Raw genomic sequence first — 22290 nt, 5'->3', positions numbered from 1 at the left:
ACGGGCTAGAATCATTTACACAATTACTTATTTTGCGAATAACTGCGCGAACCATAAGCGAGCCAGTAAAATAGTCTATTAGCCTTTTTGATAATTTGGGGGTCAAAGCTGATTTTCAGGCTTAAAGTGGATAGACAATATATTTTGCAAACCATTTGCAAAAATCCCTTAATAACAACAAGATAAAGACTACACCTGGGGCATTGGTAGGTGGTGAGAGCGCCCATTCTTGCAGAATGATCCGGCAGGTTTTTGGTTTTATACCTAAGTTCATAAATGCATAATCTTACATATCTTTTAGAAAAAAGTGCTTGCAATACGCTAAAAAAGACTTTGGTTTCTTTAAAAAAATAGGGGCTTTGGCGCAGCCTTTAATAACAGTATTTTGCTGACCACGGCCCGCAAACTGGAGTTTTACCGCTGGCCTCCCTTAGCATCAACTTGTGCCTTTTTCGAACGGCAAGGCGGTATTCATGACATTTCTATCTGTGCCAGTTACTACCTCAATCAGCCGGTCGCTGGCTTTGAAGGCGGGGGCGCTCAAATAAGAGATGCAGTGGGCGTGGGCAATTCGGAAGTTATGACTTTACTCATTGCTGATGGCTGCAGTGATTTTTTTTCTGGGAAAGAGACAGGATAGTAGAAACAAAAAAGCCCTCGCATTGCTGCAAGGGCTTCTAAGCATGGTGCCTCGACCCGGGATCGCAACGCGCGGGGCTACCGCAGGGACACGCCAGCGTGTTCCCAAAGCTAATAAAGCAACAGATACAAAAAAGCCCTCGCATTGCTGCAAGGGCTTCTAAGAATGGTGCCTCGACCCGGGTTCGCAACGCGCGGGGCTACCGCAGGGACACGCCATTATCTTCCCGGGTTTTTACAACCGTTAAGATCAAAAAAGCCCCGAACATTTCTGTTCAGGGCTCTTCGAATAATGGTGCCTCGACCCGGGATCGAACCAGGGACACGCGGATTTTCAATCCGCTGCTCTACCAACTGAGCTATCGAGGCAAAACTGGTTAGCGTTTTGGCATCACTGCCTCTCTCGCTGTGGGTGTGCATTAAACGGATTTCCGGCCTTCAAGTCAACCGTTTTTTTAAAAGTTTTTACCGTTTGCACACATTCTGTTCGATAGCGGCTATTTTGCTTATTTTTCAGGCGGAACATAGCCTTCAATGGTCGGTTCCTCACCCCGAAACAAAAACCCTTCCATTTGTTCTTCTAAAAATTTACGGGCATTCGGTTCCATCATATTGAGTTTATTTTCATTAATCAGCATGGTTTGCTTTTTTTGCCAGTCAGCCCAGGCTTCTTTAGAAATATTATCAAAGATACGTTTGCCCAGTTCGCCGGGGTAAAGCTGAAAATCCAGTCCTTCGGCTTCTTTGTTCAGGCGCTGACAATGTACGGTTCTGCTCATGGCGGATTCCTTTTAGGCGATTAAAGTGCGAATTTACAGCATACGCTGAATTTGTTCGATTATTTTCTTGGTGGGGGCGGCCAATCCTACTTCAACCGGTTCGTGTAAGGGGAACCAGCGCGATGAGCCGTCTTCTTTCACCTGATGGGCGTGGGTCTGCTGTGCTATCAACAGCACCGGGGTAATATCCAGATGAAAATGACTGAATGTATGTCTGAAGCTGTTCAGGGTGTGTTGATTAAAATCGCTAAGCCCGTATTGCTGCGCAATCACCTCAACCGGCTGCTCGGTTTCGATAAAGCCATACAAGCCCCCCATAAGCCCGATAGTGGTCGCTGTACCAAATAAATCTGGCCATCGGTCAGTAGCGCCACCAGGTTTGTGGTTTTCACCGGCTTGTCTTTTTTTGGTTTTTTGCCTGAATAGTCTGTTTGCTTGCCCTGAGCATAAGCCAGGCAATCGCTCTGTAGCGGACACTCATCACATTTTGGTCGGCTGCGGGTACACACCATCGCGCCCAAATCCATCATCGCCTGGGTATAATTTTTACAGCGCTGCTGCGGAAGGTTCTGTTCGGCTAGTGACCATAAGGTGTTTTCTACCGCTTTTTGGCCAGGCCACCCGTCTATGGCGTAATAACGCGCCAGCACGCGCTTGACGTTGCCATCTAAAATCGCGTGGCGCTGTTCACAGGCCAGCGACAGCACCGCGCCGGCGGTGGAACGACCAATTCCCGGCAACGCCATTACCTGCTCCAGGGTTTGCGGAAATTTACCATCGTGGTGTTCCACCATCGCTTTGGCCGCTTTGTGCAGATTGCGCGCCCGCGCATAATACCCCAGTCCCGTCCAGTGATGCAGAACCTCATCCACCGGCGCCCCGGCCAATGCCTGTACATCGGCAAAAGAGTCCATAAAGCGCTGATAGTAAGGGATAACCGTTGTGACCTGGGTTTGCTGGAGCATGATTTCCGATATCCACACGCGATACGGTGTGGCCTGCTGTTGCCAGGGCAGATGTTTCCGCCCGTGTTGGTCGTACCAATTGAGTACTCGGTTTGCAAAGGAGTCTGTCATTAAGCCATATCGTTGAGTCTGAAACGCTGATGGCTATGATATCATGCCTGTCTATTGTGTCAGGAGATATGGAGGGCGCGTGACAGACGCACCGGTTTTATTTTTACCAGGAATGTTATGTGATGAGCGAATCTGGCTGCCGGTCTGGCGGCAATTAGCCTTACCGCAACGCCGCTATGTGCCCTTGCAATGGGCCAGCAGTTTCGATGATATGCTGGCGCTTACCGGAGACCGGGTGCTGCCGGATGAAAAAGTCCATGTCATTGGCTTTTCTATGGGCGGTTATGTGGCCGCTACCTGGGCCCTGCAAAACCCGGGGCGGGTAGCGTCGCTCACCCTGATAGGCTATAACCCTGAAGGTCTGGGAACCGACGAATTGAAACGCCGCAAGGAGCTTGTTTCAGCCTTACAAAAAGGTCAGCCGGTCACGCAAACCCCGGCCTACACTGCGCAATTTGTGGCCCCTGATTTTGTGCAGGAGCCACTGGTCGCCGGCGTGATGCAACAGATGGCGCAGGATCTTGGCAGTAGCACACTACTGGCTCACATCCAAAGTACCACGCCCCGCCAGGATCTGACCCCACAGCTGCGACAAGCAGCCTTTCCCATTAACCTGATTGCGGCTCGTCAGGATCTTATTGCCCGGTATGAGCTTATCAGTGCCATTACCCCTAACCTGAATAATTGCACCTTATATTCAATTGAACAGGCTGCCCACATGATGCTGCTGGAGCGTCCTGATGAAGTAAGCTCTGCCCTGGGACAAATTCTGGCCTAAGCTAAGTGGCGCCGGCTAGATTACTCAGGCACTGCCCGCCACTGCCCCCATGCGCAGAGCAGGATAACTGCAATGTTCTTGCATTGTCCCGGCCAGGCTGGATAATGCGCTACATTCACACTTTTATGCCATCGTACAGTCATTATGGGTCAATACAAAAACGAACAGGAAGCCGCCGCTGCCGGGGTTTATGTCAGCAAAGTCAGAAGCTTTGTTAAGCGCGAAGGCCGCTTAACCCGGGGCCAGGCGAAAGCGCTGGAAGATCACTGGCCTACTATGGGCATCGAATACACCGGTGAGCCGATTGATTTGACCGAGGTTTTTGGCCGCGACGCCCCTGTGGTGCTGGAAATTGGTTTTGGTATGGGTAAGTCTCTGGTAGAGATGGCCGCCAACGCTCCTGAACAAAATTTTATCGGAATTGAAGTGCATCGACCTGGCGTAGGCGCGGCCCTGGCCGAAGCCGGCGAACGCGGGCTCACCAACCTGCGGGTGATGGAGCACGACGCGGTGGAAGTTCTTAAACACATGTTACCGCCTGGGTCTTTAAGTCGGCTGCAATTGTACTTTCCCGATCCCTGGCACAAAAAACGTCACCACAAACGGCGTATCGTGCAACCTGAATTTGTAGAGACGGTTCGCACCCGGCTGACCATGGGCGGCCATTTTCATATGGCCACTGACTGGGAAAACTATGCCCAGCATATGGCCGAAGTAATGAATCAGGCTGAAGGCTATACCAATACCGCTGAAAGCGGCGATTATGTGCCTCGCCCTGAATACCGCCCGATTACCAAATTCGAAGTACGCGGCCAAAAGCTTGGCCACGGCGTATGGGATCTGATTTACGAGCGTAACGCCTGATGTTAAGTGCACAAAGTCAGTTACTGGAAAGAAACCTCGAGCTGTTTGATGAAGGTGAGTGGTTACTTATTAACCCGGCGGATGCGTACTTTACCGATCTTCTTACCCACCGACCGCTAGCAATCCTGCATCAGTATTTTGATGTTTTTTCAGAAAGCGCCGGCTCGATTGCCGCCCAGTCACTTGATAGCCGCGATGTAGCCACAAGTGACGTAGGATTTTGTTTACAACAGCAAGTTGGTAAGCATTTACATTTGTTCACGCCCTTTGTGGACAAGAAAAAATCTTTTACCGATGTGCTTATTTATTTGCCTAAGGCCAAAGCACAGTTGGCGATGCTGCTACAAATGGCGGCCAGTGTGTTAACCCCGGGCGGACGCATTCATCTGGTGGGCGAAAATAAAGGCGGTATCAAAAGCGCAGATAAACTGACGCAGCGCTATGGTACTACCGAAAAAGTGGATTCTGCGCGTCATTGCAGCCTGCTCACCACCCATCTTGAAAACCCGGTGGCGTTTGCACCCACAGACTGGATTGAGTCCAATACCTTCACCATTGCTGACACCGAATTAGACGTCGTCTCCATGCCCGGCGTGTTCAGTCACAACGAACTGGACGACGGTACCGAACTGCTGCTGCACAAACTGCCCTCTTCCTTACGCAACAAGGTACTGGACTTTGCCTGTGGTGCCGGGGTAATCGGCGCGCATTTAAAACAACAGTATCCTCATTTTGATGTGACGCTGCTGGATGTCAGTGCCCTGGCGCTTTATTGCGCGGCGCGCACCCTGAAAGCCAATCAACTCACCGGCACCCTGATTGCAGCAAATGGTTTGCACGGGGTAGATAGCCAGTTTAATCATATAATCACTAACCCGCCCTTTCATACGGGGATAAAAACAGATTATAGTATCACTAAGCGCTTTATCAGTGACTCGCGCCGAATACTGGCAAAATCCGGCTCACTGTATATGGTTGCGAATCGTTTTCTTCCCTATCCTGGTTTACTGGCTGAGCAATTCTCGCAGGTACGCACATTAGCCCAGACCTCCCGATTTTCGGTTTATCTGGTGTTAGCTTAGCAGTTTGCTCCCGGCGCAGCCTGAATCAGATAAGGAAGAATAGCGAAAAAGTGAGCAGGTTTTCCTGCACCTTTAGTAACCCGGCTCAGTAATGTTGGGTTACTGTCGCTTTCCTGGTTGAGGTTTGTGTTGTGAAAATAATTTTTACGATTTCAGAGGTAGAAGAGCTGGTTAAAACCGGCGGACTGGCTGATGTGGGCAAGGCGCTGCCCCTGGCGTTAAAGGCAGCGGGCCACGACGTGGCAATTGTCATGCCCTACTATCAAAGTATCCGGCAACAGTTTGATTTAGCGACCGCCTGTCCTCAGCAAACCCTGTTTGCAGAAAGCACGGTGTATCATTTTGATATTCGGCAGCTCAACTGGAACGGTATTGATGTGTACTTTATCGATTATCCGCCTTATTTCGATCGCGCTGATCTGTACAGCAATACCTACGAAGCTTACTCTGACAATGGTGAGCGTTTCAGCTTTTTTTGTGGTGCTGCGTTAATGGCAATGCAGTCCCTGGCGTTAGCCCCGGATATTATACATTGTCATGACTGGCATACAGCGATGTTGCCGTTTTTGTTAAAGCACGACGGTACGGGTGAATTTGCCAATACCAAAAGTGTGTTCACCATCCATAATGCTGCCTTTCAGGGTGTGCACCGGCTGGAGACAATTCCTTTTTTACGTCACCACCGTGGGATCCTGTCGCAGGTTCATGGCGGTTACATCAATATGCTGCAAACCGGTATTGAGTTTGCCGATAAAATTACTACGGTGAGCCCCAATTACGCCCAGGAACTGCTGACCGACTTAGGCAGTCATGGGCTGCATCACCGTCTGGTCACCCGCCAGCAGGATTTATCTGGCATCCTGAACGGCTGCGACTATACCCAGTGGAATCCGGCTACCGATCCCTTTTTGCCAAAAAATTACAGCGCCGATGATGTTGGCCCTAAACAGCACTGCAAGCAGGTGTTACAGCACAAAACCGGCCTGGCCGAAAAATCCGGCACGCCCCTCATCGGCATGGTCTGCCGACTCACCGAGCAAAAAGGATTTGGTTATTTGTTACCGGTGTTAGATGAGTTGATGGACCACAATGTACAGCTGGTGATTGTAGGTACCGGTGATCCGAAAGTGTGTATGGATTTGGGCGAGTACGCCCAGAATCATCCGACTCAGTTTGCTTTTATTAATGGCTTTAGCACCGAGTATGCTCACCTGGTCGAAGCTGGTGCGGATTTCTTTTTGATGCCATCCCAGTTTGAGCCATGTGGATTGAATCAGATGTACAGCCTGGCTTATGGCACATTACCTATTGTGCGTGCCGTAGGGGGGCTTAAAGACACCGTTATCGACCCCAAGGACGATGCTGCTAATGCCACCGGATTTGTGTTCTCCCTGCCCTCGCCTGAAGGCTTGCTGGCCTGTATCCGCCGGGCGTTACTATTTTACTATGAGCATCCTGAACGCTTTCGGCAAATGCAGCAGCGGGCCATGCATACCCGGTTTACCTGGCAAACGGCTGCCAACGACTATCAGGCGTTGTATCAACAGCTATGGCCAGTCTGATTTACCGTAATCATTTATGCAGTCGCACGGCCCGGCCAGACCACTGACGAATGACAACTTCTACGCGGCGCTTTTCATTACGCTCACTGTTGGTGGTGCTGGGAATCGGTTTGTGTACGCTGACCCTGGTCATCACCGCCGCGGTAGCACTATGGCAGCAACAAAATGTCTACCGCAGTGCCCTCAGCGACTCGCTGATCACCCTGACCGAGCTGCTGGCTCAGTCGCTGCGCCCACAATTGCTCGAAGGCGCGCCGCTTGCTGTTGACCGCGCTTTATTGCCGGCCCGCCCCCCAACTTCAATTGAACAGTTGCATGTTTACGGCTATGCCACGGCGCAATCGCCAGGTCTGTCATACCTGGGCGGCTTTAAACCTGCTGGCCAGGCGCGCCCCACGCTAACCGCACCACAGTTGCGAGAACTTAAAACCCCCTCATTTAAAGACAATCGCATCTATCTTGTGCAACCGATTAAACATGATAATCATTATGTCGGGTATCTTTACGTTCAGGCTTCAATTCCGTCGCTGTTTGCCATCGCCGGCCAGACACTGCTATTTTTCACCATACTGCTGGTGTGTATGTTGCTGCTCAGTGCGCTATTGGCGTGGCGCTGTTATGCCATGGTGGCGCAGCCTATCACTGGCCTGACACAGTCGCTATGGCAAAAATTGAGATTGCGTCAATACCCCCCCCGCTTGACCCACCGGCTATCGGCGAGTTACAGCAGTTAACCGATGTTATCAACGCCCTGCTTATCCGCATGCAGGAGCTGGTCAATCAACAGGATGCTACCGAAGCTCAGCACAAGACATTAAACAGTCAGCTTGAAGAGATTGTCGAGCAGCGCACCCAGGCCCTGAAAAAAGCCAATCAGGAGCTCATTGAAACCTTAGAGAAATTACATCAGTACCAGCGCCAGGTGATTGAGAATGAAAAGATGGCCTCGCTGGGGGACATGGTGGCCGGGGTGGCCCACGAAGTGAACACCCCCATTGGGCTGGGTATCACCGCTTCTACCATGATGCTTGATGAACTACATCAGGTGCAGCAGGATTTTTCACAAAAAACCCTTAAAGCCAGCAGTCTGGGACAATTTTTAAGCAACAGCGAAGAAAACTTACAGCTTATTTATCGTAATTTACAACGCGGGGCTGAATTGGTAACCAGTTTTAAGCAGGTTGCCGTTGATCAATCGATTGAAACCCCGCGAACCTTTTGCGTTTCACAGTTAATTAATGAGATACTAGTGTCGCTGGGGCCGCGTTTGAAGCAACATCGTCATACTATTAACGTAATATGTGACCCTACCCTGATCGTTGAATCAAAAGCAGGCCCGATAAACCAAATTTTGATCAACCTGATCATCAATTCCGTAGTCCATGGCTTTGAACAAATCGAAGCCGGAACTATAGATATCACGGCTGAAATGAATTCAGCCCAGACACTAAAGATTGTATACCGGGACAATGGACAGGGAATTCCTGTAGACATACAAAGTCGCATATTCGACCCATTTGTCACAACTAAGTTAGGACAGGGCGGCTCAGGATTGGGCATGCATCTTGTATACAATCTGGTAACCCAGGCATTAAATGGTTCAATTACGCTTTCCAGCGACGCCGGAAATGGCGTGGAATTTGTTATCGTTTTTCCTGTCCAAAGTGTGAGATCAGGAAAATCACTGAATTAACCCAGGGTCAGCCCTTGTAATTTAGTTACAAATCCTTATACCGTAGGTCAGTATTTATTCGTTATTGACTTGCAAACAGCGCTACGAAGAATAAAATTTAACCAGATTATTGCTTAAACCGATTGTTAAAGAGTGTGAAACATCATGCAGACGCCAAATGTATTAATTGTTGAAGATGAAGTGGTAACCCGTACCACCTTAAAAAGCTTGTTTGAAGCTGAAGGCTATAATGTTTTTGAGGCCGAAAACGGTGATCAAATGCATGATTTTTTCGAAAACCACGCCATTAATCTGGTCATCATGGATATTAATCTGCCAGGTAAAAATGGTTTGATTCTGGCCCGTGAAGTGCGGGACCGTAAAAATGTGGGTCTGATTTTCCTGACCGGCCGTGATAACGATGTCGACCGTATTCTGGGCTTGGAAATTGGTGCGGATGATTATCTGACTAAGCCATTCAACCCCGCGAACTGACGATCCGGGCGCGTAATCTGCTGACCCGTACCACCAACACCGCCGAAGATGATGATCTGCCAAGCCGGGTAAGCTTTAACGGTTGGACCTTAGATGGCGACAGCCGTTCATTGATTTCTCCCAGCGGTAAAGAATTCCGTTTACCACGCAGTGAATTCAGAGCCCTGCATCTGTTTTTAAGTAACCCGGGTAAAATTCTGACCCGTGAACAGTTGATTATGGAAATGACCGGCCGTGAATTACGTCCTAACGACCGTACTGTGGATGTAACCATCCGTCGTATCCGCAAGCACTTTGAGTCGGATCCCAGTGATGAAGAGCTGATTGTGACGATTCACGGTGAAGGCTATCGTTTTTGCGGTACCGTAGATAGTTAAATTCTGCAGGCGCCGGCCTTACCGGTGCTGGTCACGGAACATAAAAAAACGCAGCCTTCTGGCTGCGTTTTTTGTTGGTAGCGGCGTCACACAATGATTAGTTACCCGCCACTTTCATATTGTCGATCAGCACCGAACCGGTTTGTACCCCGCCGCGCACATCGCGTTCGCTGCCGATGGCCCGAATATTGGCAAACATTTCTTTCAGATTTCCGGCTATAGTGATTTCATGCACCGGGTACTGAATAATTCCGTTTTCCACCCAAAAGCCGGCGGCACCACGGGAATAGTCACCGGTAACCGTACTCACGCCCTGTCCCATCAGCTCGGTAACCAGCAAGCCGGTATCCATTTCTGTTAGTAGCTGGGCATCGGTATGGCCGGTATCGCCTACAATCCAGTTATGAATACCGCCCGCATGACCGGTAGACTGGGTATTCATTTTTCGTGAAGAATAGGTGGTGAACAGATATTGCGCTAACCGTCCCTGGTCCACCATGGTGGCTTCTTTGGTCGCGACCCCTTCGGCATCAAAATTGGCACTGGCCAAACCGCCTTTCAAATGCGGTTGTTCCTGAATATTCAGCCACTGCGGGAAAATCTGCTCGCCCAGTTTGTCCAGCAAAAAACTGGAACGGCGATACAAACTTCCGCCACTGATGGCACTGACATAATGCCCAAACAAGGACGATGCCACATCTTTTTGCATGATCACCGGGACATTGGCGGTGTTGATTTTTTGGGCGCCCAGACGGGCTACCGTGGCCTTAGACGCTTCCTGGCCGACGCTGGCAGGACTATCCAGGCCATCAGGTCGGCGCGACACGGTATAGGCGTAGTCGCGCTGCATGTCATCGTCCTGCGCCCCAATCATCATACAACTTAAGCTGTACCGGCTGCTTGGGTAACCGGCGTTGATGCCATGGGTGTTACCATACACCCGCATCCCATGATTGGCGTTGTAGCTGGCCCCATCTGAATTCACAATACGCGGGTCATAGTCCAGCGCGGCAGTTTCGGTCTCGATGGCCAGACGCATCGCCTGCTGCGGATCCAGCTGTTGCGGATGATACAGGTCAAGATCCGGAAATTCGGTGGCCATTAGCTCAGCATCAGCCAGGCCGGTACAGGGGTCTTCGCTGGTGTAACGGGCGATATCAATGGCCTTTTCGACGGTCAGTGCCAGCGCCTGCTTGCTCAAGTCGGCGGTTGAAGCGCTGCCCTTATGTTTACCTACATAAACACTGATCCCAAGGCCACCATCGTTGGTGAACTCCACATTCTCGACTTCTTTCATACGCGATGACACAGCAATGCCTTGCACTTTCGACATACTGGCTTCGGCCTGGGTCGCGCCCTTGCCGGTTGCCATTTTCAGTACATCGTCTACCACGTTTTGAATTTCTGCGATTTGCTGTTCAATTTGCATAGTCAGTTTCGCTATCCCAGTCTGTGTGTCACAATTAGAAGTACTGACAGTGTAACACTTATGAGACCCAAATGAGCGACCACAAGCATCATTCGCCGCAAGATTCTTTTTCAAACTTTAAAGATATAAACGAAGATGAAGAGCCGCTAAGCAAAACCGAATTAAAACGCCAGTCTGCCCAGTTTCAAAAGCTTGGCGAACAACTGGTGAAACTGACTCCGGCTCACCTGGACACCATTCCTATGGATGAACAGCTGGAAGAAGCGGTGATGATAGCCCGCTCGGTAAATCGTAAAAAAGACGGATACCGACGCCAGCTTCAGTTCATTGGTAAATTATTGCGCCAACGCGATGTCGCGCCAATCACGCAGGCGCTGATGATGCTTACCCACCAGCATCAGGCGAATAATGCCGCGTTTCATGAACTGGAAAAAGCCCGGGATGATGTTGCTAAAAATGGTGACGAGGCCATTCAGCGTTTGGTAGAAGAGTATCCGGAGCTGGAACGTCAGAAACTGCGCCAGTACCATCGGCAAATAAAAAAAGAGCAGGAAAAAAACGCCGTCCCCAAAGCCTCTCGGGAATTGTTCCAGTATTTGAAGCAGGTGATCAGCGAGCGCTGAAACGTGCTTTTCGGACCATAAAAAAACCGCCGTGCAGTTACCTGCTACGGCGGTTTTTGGTAGATGCGGCTAATGATTTAAGCCGTACCACCTACTGTTAACTTATCGATTTTAAGGGTGGGCTGACCTACCCCTACCGGTACTGACTGACCATCTTTACCACATACGCCAACGCCGGGGTCGAGCTCAGCATCATTACCAATCATGGATATTTGCTGCATAACCTCAGGACCATTGCCAATCAGGGTCGCCCCTTTTACCGGTGCGGTGATTTTACCATTTTCAATCAGATACGCCTCGGCACTGGAAAATACAAATTTTCCTGAAGTAATATCCACCTGGCCGCCGGCAAAATTCGGCGCATAAATACCTTTATCGATGGTCTGGATGATTTCCTGAGGATCGTACTGCCCGCCCATCATATATGTGTTGGTCATCCGTGGCATCGGTAAATGCGCATAGGATTCACGACGACCATTTCCGGTGGGTTTCACTCCCATCAGCCGGGCATTCATCTTATCCTGCATATAACCGGTTAACACACCATCTTCAATCAGCACATTACGCTGGGTGGGGGTGCCTTCATCATCTACCGACAACGAGCCGCGACGATCCTGCATCGTACCATCGTCGATCACGGTTACGCCTTTTGCCGCCACCTGCTGGCCCATTTTACCGCTAAATGTCGAGGCACCTTTGCGGTTAAAGTCACCTTCTAAGCCATGGCCTACCGCTTCATGCAACAATACGCCCGGCCAGCCATTCCCTAATACCACCGGCATGGTGCCAGCAGGAGAGGCGATGGCCTGCATATTCACTCGGGCCATATGCAGCGCATCATCGGCCAGTTTTTTATACACCGGGCGACCATCTTTCTGCGTGGCAAAAAAGTCATAGGTATGGCGGCCACCAGCGCCAGCACTACCGCGTTCGCGACGATCGCCATTTTCTAACAATACTGAACAATTCAGACGTACCAGCGGCCGGACATCGGTGGCAAAGGTGCCATCTGAAGCCGCCACCAGAATTTCTTCGTAGACGCCACTGAGGCTGACCACAACCTGGTTGATACCCTGTTCCTGTTCACGAATATAGGCATCCACCGCTTTGAGTAATGCCACTTTTTCGGCTTCAACCATGCCCAGAATAGGGTTATCTTCATTGTATCGCGCCGGATAGCTTTGCTGCTGCAACCCGGTTACCTGATGGGTACCGCCGGCCGGGGCGATGGTGCGGGCGGCCTTGCACGCTTTTTCAAGGGCAGCCGGGCTGATTTCATCAGAATAGGCAAAGCCGGTCTTTTCGCCACTGATGGCGCGCACCCCCACACCACGTTCAATGTTGTAGCTACCTTCTTTGATGATGCCATCTTCCAGCACCCAGCTTTCATGCTGACTGGACTGAAAATACAAATCGGCATAATCGGTATCATGACGGTGGATCTGTCCCAGCGCCTGTTCCAGCGAAGAGATTTCCAGACCCGAATCGGTCAATAAGTGCCTTGCTACGTTATTTAACAAAATCGCTCCTGAATTGATTGTGTTGCGCCACCGGCATGTTCTGTTTTAACTGCTCGCGGTCGCTGATATTCACCACCGCGCTCACCAGACCCGGCTCAATGGGCCGTTCGGCCAGCGTATCGCCCCAGGGAGAATAAATCACACTGTGACCAAAGGTTTCCCGGTCGTTGGCATGATCGCCGGTCTGGTTCGGCGCCACCACAAAGCATTGCTTTTCTATGGCCCGGGCCCGCACCAGTGTATGCCAGTGGGCATTACCAGTATAGCGGGTAAAGGCGGCTGGCAGCACCAGAATATCGACATCGCCCATGGCGTTGAATAAGCCGGTAAAGCGTACATCATAACATACTGCCAGCCCAATGCGGCCAATGGGCGTGTCACACACTACGACTTTGTCCCCCGCCTGCGTATACCTGGATTCCTGATAACTGCCGGTCTTGTCCTTCACCGAGACATCAAAAAGATGAATTTTCTTATACTCATCAATAATTTCGCCATCGGGGCCCACCAGCAGGCAGGAGGCGGTAAATTTGTCGTCGGTGTCTGCCTGTAATGGAAATGTGCCGGTGACCAGATACACCCCGTATTGTTTGGCCATACGTTGCATCGCCTGGCCAATTTTACCGGTATACCGCGGCTCAGCAATCTCAAGCAGACTGCGATCGCGGGTGCCGAAACAGGCAAAGCATTCAGGTAACACCACCAGGGTGGGTTCCTGGGTGTCTAGCTGTGCCAGTTGCTGTTCAACAAAACGTAAGTTTACATCAACATCCGGTTCAGAGGTCATCTGAACGGCGACCAGATTTACCATATAGTTCCTCCAGTATCAGGATTAAAGTGCCGGCGGGCATTAAAAGTCTTCGAGTTTTGGGGTCTCATCCGTGGGCGTAGGGAGCTTGATATCTTTGCTGTCACGTCCCACCTCTTCAAATTTTGGCTTATCCCAGGTCCCGGTCACTTTGTAATTTACATTTGAGATAACCTTGGCCGAGGTCAGCATCTGATCCAGGGCCAGTGCGGCCAGCGCCGTGGTCGGCGTAGCTAAAAAATACACCAGCACCGGCAGATTCCCGGTTACATTCGGGGTAAACCCTACATTGTAATTAAGCTCCTGGGCCAACAGGTCGGTGTACCCTTTAATTTCAATCTCACCCGCCCCGCCATCAATGATGGTGTCGCTGGTGGCGGCTTTTCCCTGGTTCACACTCAGGGTACCGCGCATGTCATCATAGAAAAACCCTTTGGCAAAGACATCGCGAAAATCCAGGCTTAGTTTTCGCACCAGGGAATTCAGACTGAATAAGGTAAAGATACGCGAGCCCTGGTCGCTAAGCTCACTCAGATAGCCATCCGATAAACGCCACTGAATACCACCATCCAGGGTCGCCAAATCAAAATCTAAGGGTGACTGGGGCCAGCCCAGCGTAAATTTCATATCCGCGCCGGAGTCTTTGATTCCTGACTCTATGCCTAAATCTGCCAGTAAGCCGCCGATATTGTTGCTATCCAATGTGCCACTGAGCTGCGTATGGTCATTGTCGCTATGCCACTGCCCCCTGGCCTCCAGTAAGCCATGCTCGCTGTTGACCTGGAGTTGCTGAATGCGCATACCCGCCTCGCTGCGATCGACATTCAGGGTTATCTCACCCAGGGGCCGGTTCAGCACAATGCATTCTTTACAATGAAAATACACCGGCGGGAAGCTGGCGGTGTTAAAATCTGAAGCAGTTTCGGTGGCGCTGGCTTGTTCTTGCGTACCCGCTTCCTGAGCGGGGGTAGCGGCACTTTGCCATGTCGACAAATTGATATAATCCGCCTCAATTTTTATTCCCTGCTCCAGCCAGTTTTCGTACAGGGCTACCTGGGCTTTTAACTGTGTCGCATCGACCTTGATATCCCAGTTTAGATTGTTCTGTTTCGCGGTAATGTCCACCCGGTCGAACTGCTGGCCAGCGAGCTGCAGCGATGGCGTCTGAATAAACAGGCGCTCGGGCACGCCAAACAGTGGCAATCTGCCTGTGTCAGTCCCCGAACCGGGAGCCCCCCTGAATCAGCTGCTGGTGGTGGGGGCTTGTCAGCGCCGGAATTGAGCAATAGCTGCACCGTGTCATACCATTGATTGGCAGAGATTTCGGGCAAGGTCGCAGAGATACTGAAGCCCATACCCAAACCGTCAAAATCAGTGTTACCCAAGGCCAGGTGCGCCCGGGAAAACTGCATCTGCGCATGGGGCAGTATCCCGTCAAAAATCACTTCCTGCCCCAGCTTGGCATGAATGGTGGAAGCCTGTTGATCGCCCTGACTGGTAAGCGCCAGACGCATAATATCTGCTGTGCTTTTTGCCAGCGGCGCCGGTAAGCTTGAGTAAATCCCGGTGAGGTCAGACTGAATACTGGCACTGTAGGAAAAACCGCTATCGGGCAGTTGCAGCGTGACATTGCCCTGCCATGGGCTGTGGCCGCTGACATAGTCGTTAAACTCCGGATTAAGATAAGCCAGCAAGGGCTGCACCTGCCAGTCTCCGGCTACCCCGATATCGACCTGATAGGCGGTTTCATCCATGCCACCGGTGACATCCAGCGTCACCGGTTGGCCAAACAATTGTCCGGTAAGCCCGTCGGTATTGATGTTTTCGTTGATAAAGCGCACCTCACCCTGCGCTTCATCCAGTGTCAGGCCAACACTGGCGATATGTACATTATTCCCCTGCAACCTGGCCCTGCCGCTGGCCACCACCTTGTCACCCCCTAAGGGAATATCCAAATCCAGACTGGCCTGAACCGGGCCGCTAACCTGCACATGCTTATCCAGCACCATACCCAGCGAATTCTGTAAACCGCTGTTGACCATCAGGGTGGTTAATTGTTCGCCGGTACCCGCGCCCTGCGCCTTTATCAGCAAATGCGCGCCACTGGCAAGATGGGGGATACGAGCCTCTAAATTAGTCACTTCGATGCCATTGAGGCGGGCCGCAGGGCTGGTCATAGTCAGACTGTCGTTTTCAAACCACAATGCAATGTCGGCCTGAGTTAACGCAGGCCAGGTATCGGCAAATAAAAAGTCAGCCTGTTGCAGTTCAACCGCCGCCTGAAACACGCCTTCGTTATCATTGAACGGGAAATAGCGTGGCTGGCCATGCCACAGAATATTAGCCTGTGCTATATCACCGGCTCCGGTCAGCGCGCCGGTTAAATAAGCACTGGTGTTTTGTCCCATCAACGGGGCGGGGAACAATTTTGACGCTTGCTTAAGGGGCATGCCCTGCACCTGGGTCATGAGCGACAAATCGCTGGTTGCGGTATCCAGGCGCAAACTCTGAGACAAGGAAAACTGATCAGTATCCAGTTGCAGATCATCATAGCTGACCACCCAGCCGGCGGTCTCTTTTTGACTGCCGGGCGGACGGTAGATATAAATTCTGGCCCGCAGGTCATTCAGCGTAATATTATCCGGGAGCAGATTATCAGCATGTATCACCCCATCCCGGGCAAACACATTCACTACTCCCTGATTCTTCGACCAGTGGATACCCACATCAATCGCATCAACGCCGGGGATATTACCGTGCTGCTGCCAGCTTACATCAATCAGCTTGGCGGTCATTGCCAGACCAGTGGGACGTAACTGTAGCTGCAAGGTGGCCAGCTGACCTTTAGGATCCAGATCCCGGACATCATCATCAGCGGTGTCGCTGGTAAACAATGGCAGCAACACCAAAAACGGATTCACCGGGGTCGGCTTCATGGTGTTCAGAATCACCTCGCCGCCGGCATTCACCTGACCCACCAGGTCGGTGACCAGGCGCTGTTCATTCGACTCAATGATCAGTTCATCCAGCCGCAGCTGCCAGCGTTTACCCACCGGCAGGGCCTGCAGGCTGCCCCCACGGATGCCGGTACTCACACTGACTTCATCCTGCCCGCCCACTCTAACCGGCTGTCATCAAAACGGGCAAAAAAGGCACTGAACTGGCTATTATCAACTTCGGCCCACACTTCCAGATTGGCACGGCTTTCTTTTAATGGCCGCCGGGTTTCAATTAATGCTCCGGCCCAGGGCGAGATATCCATGTCTTTGGCTTTGGCATACATCACCCCGGTAAGACTGTCCTTGCGACCGGTCAGATCAATCTGAAATGATGCAGAATTGGTGGCCAGCTCGCGTACCTGCAAAGCGCCCGCGCCCTGGTGATGCTGTCCCTGATTGAGCCATTTCAAAGAAGTGACATCCACCACCTGGGTGGTGTCGTTGCGGGTAATTCTGACGGTACTATCGGTTACCAGAAAATGTTCGAGTTGTTCTAAGAACAGGCTGGTAAGGGCATTCTGGATAGACGGTTGGGAGCCATCGCCCTGCCCCAGACGGTCGGCATCTAGCTCCACCTCAAGGCCCGACAGGATAAACTGATTAGACGCCAGCTGTTGTTGCCACACAGAACGCCAGAAATCCAGTTCAATATCAATACTTTGAATATCCAGCCCAATAGGTGAACTGGCACTTTGCTGAAGACTGACATCCTTAAGTACCATGGTCGGGCCGGTTTTTTGCCAGTCAGCTTCTAACTGCCCAATGGTAAGGTTTACCGCGTAACGCTGACTCAGATAATCTTCAATATAAGACTTTTGTTGTTGCAGATGCGGCAACGCCACGCGCAAGCCACTAAGCAGCACCGCAAACAGCACCAGCATCACCGCCAGTACCAACCACAAGGCTTTGAGGCCCAGGGCTAGATAGTTGGAAAGCTTTTTCACACCCGCCCTATTACATCATTACGACGTCGTACTTATCCTGATTATACAAAGGCTCGGTTTGAACTTTGATTTGCTTTGACACAAATACCTCCAACTCCGCCAGCATATGAGACTCTTCGCCTAATAATGCTTCAGCAACGCTGGGAGAGGCATACACCACAAATTTGTCTGCATCGTAAGCCCGGTTGACCCGAACAATTTCCCGCATTATTTCAAAACAAATGGTTTCGATGGTTTTAACCGAGCCGCGTCCTTTACATACCGGACACTCACCACACAGTACATGCTCCAGACTTTCACGGGTGCGTTTACGGGTCATTTCAATCAACCCCAGCGATGTAAAGCCGTGAATATTAATTTTAGCGCGATCTTTACTGGTAGCCGTCTCCAGACTATGTAAGACACGGCGTTTGTGATCAGGTTCAACCATATCGATAAAGTCGATAAGAATCATACCGCCTAAATTGCGCAGTCGCAGTTGCCGGGCAATAGCCAGGGTGGCTTCGATATTGGTGTTAAATATGGTTTCTTCGAGATTACGGTGACCTACAAAAGCGCCGGTATTGATATCGATGGTGGTCATGGCTTCGGTTTGGTCGATAATCAGATAGCCGCCTGATTTAAGGTCTACCCGACGCTCTAGCGCACGTTGAACTTCATTTTCCACATCATAAAGATCAAATATCGGCCGCTCCCCACGATAGTAGTCCAGCTTATTATTCAGCTCGGGCACATACTCTTTGGTAAACTCGATAAGTTCCTGATACGACAGCTTGGAGTCAATCCGGATGCGATCAAGCTCGGTACCTACAAAATCGCGCAATACCCGCCGGGCCAACGGCAAGTCTTCGTACAAAACATTAGGCTTTTTCTTTTTCATACGCTGCTGAATTTTGTTCCACAGCCGACGCAGGAAAGCGGCATCCTGAGATAACTCAGTTTTGCTTACCCCTTCGGCCGCAGTGCGCAAAATAAAGCCACCCTCGTCATCACAAAACTCCTGCATCAGGGTTTTGAGTCGCTCACGCTCGGCTTCATCCTCGATACGTTGCGACACCCCTACATGGGTAACACTGGGCATAAACACCAGGTATCGGGAAGGAATGGTGATATCTGTGGTCAGGCGGGCGCCTTTCGTACCGATGGGGTCTTTGACGACCTGCACCACGATTTCCTGACCTTCGCGCACCAGCTCCCGGATGTCCTGCTTTTGCTGCAGGTGCGAGACCGACACTTCTCCCATCAGTTCGGTATGCACCACAATATCAGAGGCATGTAAGAAGGCGGCTTTTTCCAGGCCGATATCCACAAACGCAGCCTGCATACCCGGCAGCACACGACTCACCTTACCGCGGTACATGTTCCCCACCAGTCCTTTTCTGGTGTGCCGTTCGACATGAATTTCCTGCAAAATACCATTTTCTATCAATGCCACCCGTGACTCCGACGGGGTTACATTGATCAGTAGTTCTGCGCTCATACCGTCACTCCAAATTGTTGCAATAAACACCGGGTTTCGTACATGGGTAAACCAATCACACTGCTGACACTGCCATGTACCGCTTTAACAAACTGCCCGCCGATGCCCTGAATGGCATAACTGCCCGCTTTATCCGCAGGCTCGCCGGTTTCCCAGTAACGTTCCATATCAGCACGGGTAAGCGGAGCAAATTCGACCTGAGTGGTCACCATCAGTGTTTCGCGCTGATCATGACGGTAGGCACAGACTGCAGTCAGCACCTGATGGGTGTTTCCCGACAACCGACTCAGCGTAGCTATACTATCGTCTTTATCGATGGGTTTGCCCAGGCTTTGTCCTTCAAATTCGATTAGGGTGTCACTGGCCAGGATAACGGACTGTTGTGACTGCGCGGCGGACAGCCGACGCCAGGCTTCCGCCGCTTTTTGTCTGGCCAGCCGCATGACCATGGCCTGCGGTGTTTCGTCAGGTAAGGCCGACTCATCAATATCCACGGGCAAACACTGATGGGCGATGCCCATCTGGTCTAGCAAAGCTGTGCGTCGGGCCGAGGCTGACGCCAGAATTAGTGCAGGTGCCATGGCATTTCCTTGTAGGGTTATTCAGGTAATACTGAGTTGACGACGGGCCTTGCGCAGCAACCAGAACATCCAGGGCCACAATACCATGGACGATATCACCGGCCATAGGTAGGCAAACTGAAACGGGATATCGGTGAGCAGATGTTGTAGCCAAAACAGCATCAGATGATAAAACGAGCTAAGCAGCCCAATGACGATAGCCTGTTGCCATACCGAATAATTACGCAGCCGCTGATAATTGGCCGCCAGCACATACACCGCCAGGCTCAGGGCAAAACTGTGGATTCCCAGGGCGGTGCCCAATAATATATCCATCGCCAACCCGGTCAAAAAGGCGACGCCCACATTGACCCGGTGCGGCAGCGCCATTGACCAGTAAGCCAGTACAATCAATACCCAGTCAGGACGATACAAATCGGCCTGAATCGGCAGCGGCATAATTTGCAACACCAACGCAATCAGGATACTGATTATAATGGCAGAGTGGCGGGCTTTTATAAGCATAGACTAGTCTTCCTGTGGCCCGGCGGCCTGCCGCAATGCGCTGCCTTCAGGCTGACGAGGAGCGTCTTCAGGCCAAAGCAACAACAGGTATTTTAAGCGGTCGAGTTGCGCCAGCGGCCGGGCTTTGACCGTAGCAAAAGGCCGGCCTTCATCGTGCACCACGGTTTGAACCTGCGCCACCGGATAGCCTTCAGGAAAGACCTTGCCCAGGCCTGAAGACATCAGCATGTCGCCTTCCTGAATATCGACACTGTGGGGTACATGTTCTAAAAACAATTCATCCATAGAGCCGTTGCCGCTGGCAATAAACCGAATATTGTTGCGTACCGAACGAACCGGGATGGCATGGGTAACATCCGAAATCAGCATAACCCGGCTATTGGTACTGCCCACTTCCATGACCTGGCCTACCACCCCCCGATCGTCCAGCACCGACTGCGACCGATACACCCCGTCAATGGCCCCTTTATTAATCACAATTTGCTGGCTGAATGGATTGTTGTCCACGGCCATCAGTTCGACCACCATCTTGTGCACCTTAGGCTCCACGGGCACATCCAGCAGCTTACGCAGTTGATCATTTTGCGCCTGCAAGATATCAAATTGCTGCAAGCGCTCACGCATTTTCAGATTCTGGTCAATCAGGCGATTATTTTCAGCCACCAACGCCTGGCGCGAGGTCAGGCGCTGGGCGCTGAAGTTCAGGACCACGCTGGGTAAGTTCGCCAGGTACTGTAGCGGACTCATGATGGAGTTGAGATAGACCCGGGTAGACTGAAAAGCCGCAAGTTTATGGTCGGCAAAGATCAACAAAACCGACAGGGCCAGGGCCAGCGCCAGTCGGTTGTTCAAAGACGGTCCGCGGGTAAATATAGTATCCATGAGGGAGTTCAGGTTAACGCCCGAAGGCGTCATCCTGTGGCTATTCGTAGGTGAACAGGTCGCCGCCGTGCAGGTCAATCATATCGAATGCCTTACCGCCGCCACGTGCCACACAGGTCAAGGGATCATCAGCAATCACTACCGGAATGCCGGTTTCTTCCATTAATAGCCGGTCCAGATCTTTAAGCAGGGCACCCCCCCCGTCAACACCATGCCGCGCTCGGAAATATCCGACGCCAGTTCGGGCGGCGATTGTTCCAAGGCCACCATAACCGCTGACACAATCCCGGTAAGCGGTTCTTGCAGCGCTTCCAGAATTTCATTGGAATTGAGGGTAAATCCGCGCGGTACGCCTTCTGCCAGATTCCGGCCCCGCACTTCAATTTCACGCACTTCCTCACCAGGATAGGCCGCACCAATTTCATGCTTGATGCGTTCGGCGGTGGCTTCACCAATCAGGGAGCCAAAGTTACGACGGACATAATTGATGATGGCTTCATCAAACTTGTCACCCCCGATACGAACCGACGACGAATACACCACCCCGTTCAAGGAGATAATTGCCACCTCGGTGGTACCGCCACCAATATCCACCACCATCGAACCGGTGGCTTCGGAGACCGGCAGACCAGCCCCAATCGCGGCGGCCATGGGTTCATCAATCAGGTAGACTTCACGCGCGCCGGCACCCAGGGCCGATTCACGGATGGCCCGGCGCTCAACCTGAGTCGACCCGCAAGGGACACAGACCAGCACCCGGGGGCTGGGCCGCAAAAAGTTGTTGTCATGCACCTGCTTGATAAAGTGCTGAAGCATTTTTTCAGTCACAAAAAAGTCGGCAATTACGCCGTCTTTCATTGGCCGGATAGCACGGATATTCCCTGGCGTACGACCAAGCATACGTTTGGCTTCAGCACCGACGGCGGCGACACTTTTTGGCCCGCCGGCACGCTCCTGGCGAATTGCTACTACTGAGGGCTCATTAAGTACAATGCCCTGATCCTTAACATAGATCAGCGTGTTAGCTGTTCCGAGGTCGATGGACAAATCGTTCGAAAACATGCCCCGAAGCTTTTTAAACATGAAATGCTCATTCCTGTAACTGTATGCTGGGCACCTGGTTCGGGTGAGGATTTTTAGCGCCAGCTAAGAAGAAGATATCGATTGTTACACTTTAACAACGGGGGCAGGTTTGG

Annotated in this window: 17 protein-coding genes, 1 tRNA gene and 4 pseudogenes; 8 read left to right on the top strand and 14 right to left on the bottom strand. The window is 51.5% G+C overall.

Annotated elements, in window-relative coordinates; genetic code table 11:
- Positions 1-932: 932 nt before the first annotated feature.
- The 3 genes and pseudogenes from IT774_RS00850 to mutY form a co-directional block, all read right to left on the bottom strand.
- Positions 933-1008 (bottom strand) — tRNA-Phe (locus IT774_RS00850).
- Positions 1009-1145: 137 nt separating this feature from the next.
- The gene (locus IT774_RS00845; protein ID WP_195810940.1) at positions 1146-1418 is read right to left on the bottom strand and encodes an oxidative damage protection protein; all 273 of its coding nucleotides are present in this window, start codon (positions 1416-1418) and stop codon (positions 1146-1148) included.
- Between the two features lie 33 nt (positions 1419-1451).
- Positions 1452-2494 (bottom strand): annotated as a pseudogene (mutY, locus tag IT774_RS00840) (A/G-specific adenine glycosylase).
- A 79-nt stretch (positions 2495-2573) separates the two neighbouring features.
- On the opposite strand from mutY, the gene IT774_RS00835 reads away from it, so the two are divergent.
- The 7 genes and pseudogenes from IT774_RS00835 (at position 2574) to arcA (ending at position 9324) form a co-directional block, all read left to right on the top strand.
- Positions 2574-3272, top strand: a complete 699-nt coding sequence (locus IT774_RS00835; RefSeq protein ID WP_232365058.1) for an alpha/beta fold hydrolase — start codon at positions 2574-2576, stop codon at positions 3270-3272.
- Positions 3273-3416: 144 nt separating this feature from the next.
- A complete protein-coding gene (trmB, locus tag IT774_RS00830; protein WP_195810938.1) occupies positions 3417-4136 on the top strand; it encodes a tRNA (guanosine(46)-N7)-methyltransferase TrmB in 720 nt (239 codons plus the stop codon).
- Complete coding sequence (locus IT774_RS00825) at positions 4136-5218, top strand: methyltransferase (protein ID WP_232365057.1); 1083 nt, start codon at positions 4136-4138, stop codon at positions 5216-5218. Before trmB ends, IT774_RS00825 begins: the two co-directional genes overlap by 1 nt.
- Positions 5219-5349: 131 nt before the next feature.
- A complete protein-coding gene (gene glgA / locus IT774_RS00820) occupies positions 5350-6780 on the top strand; it encodes a glycogen synthase GlgA (RefSeq protein WP_195810937.1) in 1431 nt (476 codons plus the stop codon).
- 50 nt (positions 6781-6830) lie between these two features.
- Positions 6831-7514 (top strand): hypothetical protein, encoded by a 684-nt coding sequence (locus IT774_RS00815; RefSeq protein WP_195810936.1) that lies wholly within the window; start codon positions 6831-6833, stop codon positions 7512-7514.
- Positions 7515-7606: 92 nt separating this feature from the next.
- A pseudogene (locus IT774_RS00810) lies at positions 7607-8473 on the top strand (sensor histidine kinase); the annotation flags it as partial.
- Between the two features lie 144 nt (positions 8474-8617).
- Positions 8618-9324, top strand: a pseudogene (arcA, locus tag IT774_RS00805) (two-component system response regulator ArcA).
- A gap of 97 nt (positions 9325-9421) precedes the next feature.
- On the opposite strand, the gene pmbA reads toward arcA, so the two are convergent.
- Positions 9422-10753 (bottom strand): metalloprotease PmbA, encoded by a 1332-nt coding sequence (gene pmbA, locus IT774_RS00800; protein ID WP_195810934.1) that lies wholly within the window; start codon positions 10751-10753, stop codon positions 9422-9424.
- Between the two features lie 71 nt (positions 10754-10824).
- Between pmbA and yjgA the strand changes: the two genes are divergently transcribed.
- Entirely contained in the window at positions 10825-11376 is a 552-nt protein-coding gene (gene yjgA / locus IT774_RS00795) for a ribosome biogenesis factor YjgA (protein ID WP_195810933.1), read from the top strand.
- A 77-nt stretch (positions 11377-11453) separates the two neighbouring features.
- Here yjgA and tldD read toward each other — a convergent pair whose 3' ends face one another.
- The 10 genes and pseudogenes from tldD to IT774_RS00745 form a co-directional block, all read right to left on the bottom strand.
- Positions 11454-12896 (bottom strand): metalloprotease TldD, encoded by a 1443-nt coding sequence (gene tldD, locus IT774_RS00790; protein WP_195810932.1) that lies wholly within the window; start codon positions 12894-12896, stop codon positions 11454-11456.
- Positions 12886-13707: a carbon-nitrogen hydrolase family protein gene (locus tag IT774_RS00785; protein WP_195810931.1), complete on the bottom strand. Its 822-nt coding sequence runs from the start codon at positions 13705-13707 to the stop codon at positions 12886-12888. The genes tldD and IT774_RS00785 overlap by 11 nt, the downstream gene beginning before the upstream one ends.
- A gap of 39 nt (positions 13708-13746) precedes the next feature.
- Positions 13747-14892, bottom strand: a complete 1146-nt coding sequence (locus IT774_RS00780; protein ID WP_456300155.1) for a YhdP family phospholipid transporter — start codon at positions 14890-14892, stop codon at positions 13747-13749.
- The gene (locus IT774_RS00775; RefSeq protein ID WP_195810929.1) at positions 14799-16799 is read right to left on the bottom strand and encodes a YhdP family phospholipid transporter; all 2001 of its coding nucleotides are present in this window, start codon (positions 16797-16799) and stop codon (positions 14799-14801) included. Before IT774_RS00775 ends, IT774_RS00780 begins: the two co-directional genes overlap by 94 nt.
- Entirely contained in the window at positions 16796-17647 is an 852-nt protein-coding gene (locus tag IT774_RS00770; protein WP_195810928.1) for a YhdP family protein, read from the bottom strand. The genes IT774_RS00775 and IT774_RS00770 overlap by 4 nt, the downstream gene beginning before the upstream one ends.
- 10 nt (positions 17648-17657) lie before the next feature.
- Entirely contained in the window at positions 17658-19127 is a 1470-nt protein-coding gene (rng, locus tag IT774_RS00765) for a ribonuclease G (protein ID WP_195810927.1), read from the bottom strand.
- Complete coding sequence (locus IT774_RS00760; RefSeq protein ID WP_195810926.1) at positions 19124-19708, bottom strand: Maf family protein; 585 nt, start codon at positions 19706-19708, stop codon at positions 19124-19126. Before IT774_RS00760 ends, rng begins: the two co-directional genes overlap by 4 nt.
- Positions 19709-19729: 21 nt before the next feature.
- Positions 19730-20212 (bottom strand): rod shape-determining protein MreD, encoded by a 483-nt coding sequence (gene mreD / locus IT774_RS00755; RefSeq protein ID WP_408641193.1) that lies wholly within the window; start codon positions 20210-20212, stop codon positions 19730-19732.
- Positions 20213-20215: 3 nt separating this feature from the next.
- Positions 20216-21094, bottom strand: coding sequence for a rod shape-determining protein MreC (gene mreC / locus IT774_RS00750; protein ID WP_195810925.1), 879 nt, complete (start codon positions 21092-21094; stop codon positions 20216-20218).
- Between the two features lie 40 nt (positions 21095-21134).
- Positions 21135-22177: pseudogene (locus tag IT774_RS00745) on the bottom strand (rod shape-determining protein).
- Positions 22178-22290 lie beyond the last annotated feature (113 nt).

This window comes from Salinimonas marina (assembly GCF_015644725.1).
GTDB lineage: Bacteria > Pseudomonadota > Gammaproteobacteria > Enterobacterales > Alteromonadaceae > Alteromonas.
This window is presented reverse-complemented; position numbering and strand designations above follow the sequence as displayed.